The sequence below is a fragment of the Spirulina sp. CS-785/01 genome (assembly GCF_028330525.1).
GTDB lineage: Bacteria > Cyanobacteriota > Cyanobacteriia > Cyanobacteriales > Spirulinaceae > JAQMSD01.
In genome coordinates this window covers 1-8,869 of sequence record NZ_JAQMSD010000115.1, presented here as the reverse complement: position 1 = coordinate 8,869, position 8,869 = coordinate 1, and the positions used below count along the sequence as shown (strand labels likewise).

The window sequence follows — 8,869 nt, the reverse complement described above, 5'->3', positions numbered from 1 at the left end:
TCTATGCCAAGAGATCTGTGTTCAGGTATTTTGATTAAAAAAGTGGGGTTGGGCATCGCCTCACTCAAAAACGCGAAGTCTCGTTCCAGGGATGGAGAAGCCCACGCTCTAATCTCCGATTGAGCGTGGGAGTATGTCACTGATTCTCAGTTTCAGATTACCTTACCCTCTCAATGGCGTAGTAAGTTACAACAGTTAGCCAAGATGCGTAATACTACTGTAGATCGGCTTGGGTATGAAGCGATCGCGCAATACCTTGGCGAAACAGTAGAAAGTAGCGAAACCCGTTTGGCCTCCCTAGAAACCCAGATGGCCACCCTGCAAAAAACCCTTTCCCAACTTAATCTCACTGTGGCCAGTTTACAAAAACAACTCATCACTCCCACCCCCCCGCAACCCTCTCCCCAAGGGAAACCTCAACCCGATGCAGAATTACTCGAAGATGAACCCGACGAGATACTTTATGATTTTCTCCCCCCCGAAGAACGATAGAATATCAGCATTCAGAGATTGGTAAGTTCTTTAGGGCTTTTCCCCCTCTAACAAAGTAACCCAGCATCCTACACAACACAGTGCCGAATAGGGGAGATGGCATTAATTGTCCCAAAATCGCCTAAAATACTCCGTTGAAGGGTTAGGAGAGAATCTGTTGACCACGCAATACGACTTAATGATTCGCCACGCAACTGTATTAAACTCCTCTCAGACTCCGGTTAAAGTGGATGTTGGGGTGAGTGGGGGGAAAATTAGTGCAATTTCACCGCAACTGGAGGCCACTGCAACCCAGGATATTAATGCACAAGGCAACCTCCTCTCTCCCCCCTTTGTGGAGTCTCACATTCATCTAGACTCCGCGTTAACCGCAGGTGAACCCCGGTGGAATGAAAGTGGGACATTATTTGAGGGGATTCAAATTTGGGGGGACCGTAAGAGACAGTTAACCGTTGAGGATGTACAAAAACGTGCCATTCAAACCCTAAAACAACAAGCATCTCAGGGGGTTTTGTTGGTTCGTACTCATGTGGATGTCAGTGAACCCAGTTTAACTGCACTCCAGGCACTTTTGGCCCTGCGAGAGGAGGTGAAGGACTGGATAACCTTGCAGGTGGTGGCCTTTCCCCAAGATGGGATTTATTCCCGACCGGATAATGAGACGTTATTACGGGAAGCGGTACAATTGGGGGCCGATGTAGTGGGGGGAATTCCCCATTATGAGTTGACGCGAGAGGATGGGGTGAAGTCGGTTCAGTGTATTTTTGAGATTGCTCAGGATGGCGATCGCGCCATTGATCTACACTGTGATGAAATAGATGATCCCCAGTCTCGGTTTCTCGAAGTAGTGGCCGCTTATGCGAGTCATACCGGAATGGGGTCTAAAGTCACGGCCAGTCATACTTGCGCCATGGGGTCCTATGACAATGGCTATGCTTACAAACTAATGGGTTTCCTGAAGCGCAGTCAAGTGAATATTATTGCCAATCCTCTGATTAATATTACCCTGCAAGGGAGAAGCGATACTTACCCAAAACGTCGCGGAGTCACTCGTGTGAAGGAATTATGGCAAAACGGAATTAATGTGAGTTTCGGCCACGATTGTATTCAAGACCCCTGGTACAACTTAGGCACAGGGAATATGTTAGACGTGGGTTCAATGGGTCTTCATGTCTGTCAGATGACCGGACAGGATGAAATTGCGGCCTGTTATGAGATGATTACCCACAATGGCGCAAAAACCCTTAATCTTGAGGACGAGTACGGGATTGAAGTGGGAAAACCCGCCAATTTTATTATATTAGATGCCGCCAGCCCCTACGAAGCCTTTTGTCGTCGGGCCACGGTGACTCATGTGGTTAGTCGGGGTAAACTGTTGGCGAGAACACCTGTTGTAGAGACAGAGTGGTTTGGAGACTAATTGGCAAACACCACCGCTAAATCCAAGACAGGGGCTAGTTAGATTTTAGGCGATCGCTCTAAAATTGTAGGTTAGGTGAAGCCCTTTTATTAGCACTAAATGTTGATTCCTGACCGATGAACGACTCCCAAAACCCTGACAACTCTCTCTCTCAACCCTCCTCCTCGGAAGACAGTCCGCAGGAGGACAAAGCGTGGCGAAACCGCATTACCGACGCATTACAAGAGACAACCACACGACTGAAAAACCTCCTCCCCCTGCTGAAACAAGCAGAAAACCAACCTACACAACTGGACCCCCCAGAGGAAGCCCCCCCCACCCCACCCGATGAGGAAAAATGGCACAACCGCTTAAAAACCCTCTTTCCCGTTGACCAAGCAACGGAAAAGGTGATGAGTTGGTTTAGTATCAATGAGGAACAGGTTGCAGAGATACTCCAAACCATCCGAGAGGAGTTACCCACCACTGAAGCGGTGTTACTGGGGAAACCTCAAGCGGGGAAAAGTTCCCTTGTGCGGGGGTTAACTGGGGTGTCGGATGAGATTATTGGCCAAGGGTTTCGCCCCCATACTCAGCATACAGAACGCTATGCCTACCCGTCCAATGACCTCCCCTTGCTCATTTTTACCGATACGGTGGGGTTGGGGGATGTGGACCGGAATACCGAGGCTATTATTGAGGAGTTGCTGGAAGATTTACAACAGGAGACGCAACGGGCCCGGGTGTTAATTCTCACGGTGAAGATTAATGATTTTGCGGTGAGTCATTTACAACAGGTGGCCCAACAGTTACGAGATGCTTATCCCGAAATTCCCTGTTTACTGGTGGTGACTTGTCTCCATGAGGTTTATCCCCATAGAGAAACGGACCATCCCGATTATCCGCCAGAGTTTGAGGAGGTGCAACGGGCTTTCAGTAGCCTCCAGGAGGCGTTTACAGGCTTGAGTGATGCTCAGGTGATGATGGACTTTACTCTCGAAGAAGATGGCTATATGCCCGTTTTTTACGGCTTGGAGGCGTTGCGGGATGCTTTGGCGGAGTTGTTACCGGAGGCGGAGTCCCGGACCATTTATGAGTTACTGGATGAGGACAAGACGCAGCAGTTGGGGAGTTTGTATAAGGATGTGGCCCGGCGGTATATTTTGGCGTTTTCGGTGATGGCCGCGACGGTGGCCGCTGTGCCGTTGCCGTTTGCCACGATGCCGGTTTTAACCGCTTTGCAGGTGTCTTTGGTGGGGAGTTTGGGGAAATTGTATGGACAACTGTTAACTCCTTCCCAAGCGGGAGGGGTGGTGAGTGCTATTGCGGGGGGATTTTTGGCCCAAGCGGTGGGCCGGGAGTTGGTGAAGTTTGTGCCGGGGTTGGGAAGTGCGATCGCAGCTTCCTGGGCCGCTGCCTATACCTGGGCCCTGGGAGAGGGGGCCTGTGTCTATTTTGGCGATTTATTAGGGGGGAAAAAACCTGATCCCCAAAAGATACAAGCAACGATGCAAAAGGCGTTTACTGAGGCGAAAGAGAAGTTTAAGGGGTAATGGTTGGGGAATTTAACCACAAAGACACAAAGGACACAAAGGGGAGAGAGGTGTGTAGTCTTTCATTGCTTCTCTCTCCTCGCTCTGGGGGAAATGCCCATTGCGCATAGGATTTTAGAGTTTAGCGGTTTTGGACTGGTTGTTTTTACAACTGGCGGGACTGGGATAACTGGTTTTTACTGTAATATTTTCGTGTCCTGTTAGGTCTAATAATTGGGTGATTGCTAATTCTGCCCGGTTATTGGCTTCAAGGAGAATGTTTTTTTCACAGGCAGCAGTGACTAATTTTTCTAAGGTTTTTTGTTGGGCTAAACTCTGTAAGTCATGGGCGACATTGGGACCAAGATTTAGGAATCCTTCGTCGTAATCATAGACTTTGGAACGGTTGACATCAATTTTACTATCGAGGATTTCTGGAGGGGGGAGTTGGACGGTAATTTGTTGATCACTGACTTGGACGTTGGCTTGGGTGATGGCCGATAAGTCTATTCCTGCTTCGACTTCTCCATAACCGATGTACAGCATTTTGGAGGGAAAGGTGAAAGGACCAAAGTTGCTGTTTTGTTGGGTGGGGACGACGGTTTCCATGCTATAGACTGCGGTGGTTAAGTCGCTGGCTGTGCGGATTTTTTCTACAATGAGGGTGGAGATGTCTGCTTGGGGTTCACTGAGGCCAAAGGAAAAGAGGTTACGGACTCCGTTTAATAGGGTTGCGGTGGATACCCAGAGGTTGAGGAGGAATAAGAATAATAATATCCCAATCCCTCCTTTGGCGACTTGCCAAACGGGGTTTTTGGGGGAAGGGGAGGGTGGAGTCACTGGGGGACTGTCGGAGGAGGTACGGTTTTTTAATTCAGAGGTCATAATGATTGGGTGATTGGTGATTGATGATTAGTAATGGGTTACTGGTTACTGATTACTAATTACTAATTACTGTTTACTGTTTACTGTTTACTGATCATAGCCGACAGGCGATGGGCATTCGCCAACCGATGCCGAAGGCGCGATCGGTTATCTTTAAGACAGGGGCTGCTTGACGACGCTTAAATTCAGCCCGTAATACTAGACGATTAACTTTTTCTACGGTTTCTGGGTCATGGCCTGCGTTGATGATCTCTTGTTTGGCTTGGTGCTGCTGAACGAGTCGTTCTAGGATATCATCTAGGATATCGTAGGGGGGGAGGGAGTCTTGGTCGGTTTGATCCGGTTTTAATTCTGCACTAGGGGGCTTGTCGAGGACGTTTTGGGGGATAATTTCAATATTGCGGTTTAACCAGCGACAGAGGGCGAAAACTTTGGTTTTGGGAACGTCTGCAATGACGGCTAATCCCCCATTCATATCTCCGTACAGGGTACAATAGCCTACGGCCATTTCGGATTTATTCCCGGTGGAGAGGAGAAGATAACCGAATTTGTTGGATAAGGCCATTAATAAGTTACCCCGAATACGAGATTGGAGGTTTTCTTCGGCCACTCCGAATTCTGTCCCTTTGAAAAGTGGGTCTAAAATCTGGTCATAGGCTTCCATGGCGGGTTGAATGGGTAAGGTTGTGCTATGGATGCCGAGGTTTTTGACTAATTCTACTGCGTCGTCGAGGGAGTTGGGGGAACTGTAGGGGGAGGGCATTAACACCCCTAATACATTTTCTGGTCCGACGGCTTCGGCGGCAATGGCTGCGACGAGGGAGGAGTCTATTCCCCCACTGAGTCCTAGAATAACGCGAGAAAAGCTGCATTTTTGTAAGTAGTCTCGGACTCCTAGGACTAAGGCCAACCACATTTCGGCTTCTGGGCTGTCGCTGAGGGGGTTAATATGGGTGGGGAGGAGGTCGCGTTTTTCGGGGTGGTATTCGATGAGTTGTAGGTCTTCGCTAAACCCTCGGGCCCGACTGACGATTTCTCCTTGACGGTTGACGGCCACGCTATTCCCATCAAAGATGAGGTCGTCGTTACCTCCGACTTGGTTGGTGTAGATGACGGGGAGGTGATACCGGGTGACGCTGTGTTGCAACATGGACTCCCGGACTTGTTGTTTGCTGACGCTGTAGGGGGAGGCGGATAGGTTGACGATGAGATCGACTTCACGGTTGGCTAATTCTGCGAAGGGGTTGACTTGATAGTTGCGTTTTCCCCAGAATTCTTCATCATTCCAGAGGTCTTCGCAGATGGTGACACCGATTTTAATTTGTGACTGGGTAAATGTTTCGCTTCTTTCTCCTCCGGAAAAATAACGGTCTTCGTCAAAGACATCATAGGTGGGGAGGAGTCGTTTATGGAATAGTTGACGTATTTCTCCTCTTTGGAGTAGGGCGATACTGTTATAAAGGGGTTTTTGTCCGACTTGGGAAGCGTTGGGGTTGGGGGTGATGGTCCCGACGAGGACGCTGAGTTGGGGGGGGAGATGGGTGGCTAGGTGTTGGAGTTGTTGCTGGGTGGCCTGGATAAAATCGGGTTTGAGGAGGAGGTCTCTGGGGGGATAACCACAGAGGGATAATTCGGGGGTGAGGAGGAGGTCGGCGTTTTGGGATAGGGCGGTTTGGGCGACTTGTAGGATTTTTTGGCTATTTCCGGTTAGGTCCCCGATGGTGGGATTGAGTTGTGCGATCGCAATTTTCATTTTTGGTGTTGGCTGTGGGTGGGTTTGTGGTTTCTCCCTCTAGCTATCTATTATTAACTATCTATTATCAACGATCAACTAAAAACTAGCTTTGACTCAATAAGGCTTTTAGGTTGATTTTTGTATAGCCAATTTCTTTACTGGATTTCTCTTTGAGTTGTTCTAAGGTTTCCTGAATTTGTAAGTCAAAGGCATCAGGAATGCCAGAGACCATATATAGTCGTTCTTTGATTTTACTCAAAACTAAAGGAGGTCTTCTAGTTTCTGGGTCTTCTTTTTGTACGAAACAGTGACTTTTGAGTAGTCCTAATGATTGAATGGATGGCTTGCTTAAAATGTTGTCAATGTCTTCATAAAATTTTTCAATTAATTGATTGACAATATATTTCATAAAGACGGGTTCAAGGGTGAATTGGGTTGTCCCGTCGGGTTTGATGACTTCTAATAATGCCCGGCGTTTGAGGGATTCTAGGGCGGCGACGATTTCCGAGGAGGAGGAGACGGAAAATTGTAAATATTTCCGCAACATGGAGAGGGTGAGGGGTTTTTCTTCTAAGGCTAACCAATAAACAATTGATTTTTCGAGCTTTGACAAACGCTCAAAATGTTGATAAAATATAGTTGGCATTATATCCCCTAAAACTAGGGTACTTTGGTCTAAAAAATCATAAATTTCCCCGCCAAAAATATCTCGAATGGTTGTGGCCATTAATTTTAAGGCGAGAGGATGTCCCCGGTAAAGTTGGATTAACTGATGGACTCCGGGTTGTTCCGCAGGAAAGCCTTGAGTGGTGAGAATTTTTTGGGCTTCGGTGAATTCTAAGCCCCGTAATTTCATTTCGCGGATGGGTAAATGTTCCCCTTCCAAAGACGAAATATCTCTGGGTTTTTCTCTGGCGATCGCCAGTAAACAACTCTGATGATATTCTCGCCCAATGCGGCAAATTAACTCCCCATATCCTTGATACTCGCTTTGATATTGGCCGGCCAATTCCCCTTGCCAGAGAATGGCCTCTAAATCATCTAGGAGAATCAAGCAGCGATGATCCCGTAAAAAGTCAATTAAACGGGCAATTTGTCCCTCTGGGGTGTTGGGGAGAGACTGATGGGGGTCATCGGTCAAAAACTGGTTTAACTCCTCTAGGAGGGGGAGAATGGGGGGAGAATGACGCAGCGATCGCCGGATCACATACTCAAATTGGTCTTGGACCTGTCGGCCTAACTTCATGGATAAGGCGGTTTTCCCCATTCCCCCCATCCCGGATAAGAGAATCAGACGACAGCGATCGCTAATGATCCATTGTTCCAGTTGCTGTAACTCCGTCACCCGTCCAAAAAACTGAGAAACATCAATCTCCTCATCCCAGTCTTGTCGGGTATGAGACAAGGACAAACAACGGCGGTCCACAATCTCCTCCCAGGGGAGTCCGAGGGCTTGACAGTAGGCTTGGAAGGTTTTAGCCCCAATGGGATGTTTCCCGGCTAAAAACCGCTTCCACGTCCCCAGAGACACCCCGTAGGCATAGGGACCCCCTGCGGGACAAGGGCGATCGGGTTCTAGGATTTCGCTGGCCTCGACTAAACAAGTGTCGTCTTCTGCATTCCAACTCCATCCCCTCTCCTTTCTCGCTTGTTGGATTCTCATTAATCCTAATTTGGATGCTTTCAGCGTTGACATTGAATGTTATCTTGTACCGTAATCATTACATTTATGCAAGATCAATTTTAGATCAGTTACGCTCAGTCTAGGATCGTCAAAACGACGGATCAGACCGATCTTGTTATCTTTAGAGAAAAAAGCGAACCTATAAATAGCACACAGGGTTCGATCGTGGGGAGTTTAAACAACTCCCCCATTTCTTTTTTAAGGGCCTTGTCCTCCAGAGACTATTCTGCGATCGCAGCAAATTGGCGGAATAGATAGGAGTATCAGAAATCGGAAATCAGTAAATTATCGCTTATTCTCTCTCCTCCCACCAAGATTGATATTGTTGTAAGGCATGAGTTAAGGCTTGGATGCGAATGGGTTTACTGAGATAATCCTGCATTCCGGCAGCTAAACACGCCTCTCGGTCTCCTTCCATCGCATTCGCAGTCATCGCAATAATATAGGGTTGTAGGGGGGTAGGATACTCCCAACTAATGCGACGAGTGGTTTCCAGACCATCCATTTCCGGCATTTGAATATCCATCAAGACGACATCATAGCGTTGTTGTTGCAACTTCGCTAACACTTCTATCCCATTATTGGCAATGTCTGCTTGATAGCCTAAACGTTTTAAAATCTGTAGGGCTACCTTTTGATTAATTCGGTTATCTTCGGCCAAGAGGATGCGGAGAGAGGAGTCTGGGAGGGGGGAGAGTTGCGAGTCTGAAGAGAGTCCAGAGGAGGAGGGAGACAGGGCAGGAATTTCCTCTAGGGTTGAAACAGGTAGGAAATGCGATCGCGGGGAATGCCAATTCCGGTATCTTGAACCGCAACTCTCAATTCATGGGTTTTTGGGTCTTGGGTTGCTTGAGAGGTGACAAGAATTTGGACGTTTCCTTGTTCGGTGAATTTTAAGGCATTTCCCACTAAATTGATTAAAATTTGCCGCAACCGGGTACTATCCCCGCGAACCCGTTGGGCGACTTGGGGGTGAAGCTGATAATCTAATGTAATGCCTTTTTTATCTTTAACCCTGAGAAGACCCTCGCCTCCGGCGATGGGATGAATCAGGGGGCAGTTTGATTCTCGACATACTGTTTTAATGTCTCAATTGTCACCCCTCCGCAACTAGCCACAAAGTACGAGCCTGTCCAAAAAAC

9 protein-coding genes are annotated in these 8,869 nt (G+C 47.9%); 3 read left to right on the top strand and 6 right to left on the bottom strand.

The annotated features are described in order from the left end of the window. Positions 1–204 precede the first annotated feature (204 nt). The 3 genes from PN462_RS06895 (at position 205) to PN462_RS06885 (ending at position 3,444) form a co-directional block, all read left to right on the top strand. Positions 205–492: a hypothetical protein gene (locus tag PN462_RS06895; protein WP_272127303.1), complete on the top strand. Its 288-nt coding sequence runs from the start codon at positions 205–207 to the stop codon at positions 490–492. Positions 493–670: 178 nt separating this feature from the next. Further along, positions 671–1,912: a cytosine deaminase gene (gene codA, locus PN462_RS06890; protein WP_443029091.1), complete on the top strand. Its 1,242-nt coding sequence runs from the start codon at positions 671–673 to the stop codon at positions 1,910–1,912. Positions 1,913–2,028: 116 nt separating this feature from the next. Then, positions 2,029–3,444 carry a YcjF family protein gene (locus tag PN462_RS06885; RefSeq protein ID WP_272127301.1) on the top strand — a complete coding sequence of 472 codons (1,416 nt, stop codon included), beginning with the start codon at positions 2,029–2,031 and terminating at the stop codon, positions 3,442–3,444. Between the two features lie 114 nt (positions 3,445–3,558). Here the strand turns inward: PN462_RS06885 and PN462_RS06880 are convergent, their stop codons facing one another. From PN462_RS06880 to PN462_RS06855, 6 genes are all read right to left on the bottom strand, one after another. Next, positions 3,559–4,308, bottom strand: a complete 750-nt coding sequence (locus PN462_RS06880; protein WP_272127300.1) for a DUF4230 domain-containing protein — start codon at positions 4,306–4,308, stop codon at positions 3,559–3,561. Positions 4,309–4,402: 94 nt separating this feature from the next. After that, on the bottom strand, positions 4,403–6,061 hold the full coding sequence (locus PN462_RS06875; protein ID WP_272127299.1) for an NAD+ synthase: 1,659 nt from the start codon (positions 6,059–6,061) through the stop codon (positions 4,403–4,405). Between the two features lie 85 nt (positions 6,062–6,146). Continuing rightward, positions 6,147–7,739, bottom strand: a complete 1,593-nt coding sequence (locus tag PN462_RS06870) for a helix-turn-helix domain-containing protein (RefSeq protein WP_272127298.1) — start codon at positions 7,737–7,739, stop codon at positions 6,147–6,149. 280 nt (positions 7,740–8,019) lie between these two features. Then, complete coding sequence (locus PN462_RS06865) at positions 8,020–8,388, bottom strand: response regulator (RefSeq protein ID WP_272127296.1); 369 nt, start codon at positions 8,386–8,388, stop codon at positions 8,020–8,022. Between the two features lie 89 nt (positions 8,389–8,477). Further along, positions 8,478–8,660, bottom strand: a complete 183-nt coding sequence (locus PN462_RS06860; protein WP_443029090.1) for an ATP-binding protein — start codon at positions 8,658–8,660, stop codon at positions 8,478–8,480. 116 nt (positions 8,661–8,776) lie between these two features. Next, on the bottom strand, positions 8,777–8,869 hold a 93-nt coding region (locus PN462_RS06855), incomplete at its 5' end, for a transposase (protein WP_272126642.1).

Excerpts from the sequence above, each read along its gene's own strand:
- PN462_RS06875 (WP_272127299.1), bottom strand. The coding sequence starts at position 6,061 with ATGAAAATTGCGATCGCACAACTCAATCCCACCATCGGGGACCTAACC.
- PN462_RS06895 (WP_272127303.1), top strand. The coding sequence starts at position 205 with ATGCGTAATACTACTGTAGATCGGCTTGGGTATGAAGCGATCGCGCAA.
- PN462_RS06880 (WP_272127300.1), bottom strand. The coding sequence starts at position 4,308 with ATGACCTCTGAATTAAAAAACCGTACCTCCTCCGACAGTCCCCCAGTG.
- PN462_RS06885 (WP_272127301.1), top strand. The coding sequence starts at position 2,029 with ATGAACGACTCCCAAAACCCTGACAACTCTCTCTCTCAACCCTCCTCC.
- PN462_RS06870 (WP_272127298.1), bottom strand. The coding sequence starts at position 7,739 with ATGTCAACGCTGAAAGCATCCAAATTAGGATTAATGAGAATCCAACAA.
- codA (WP_443029091.1), top strand. The coding sequence starts at position 671 with ATGATTCGCCACGCAACTGTATTAAACTCCTCTCAGACTCCGGTTAAA.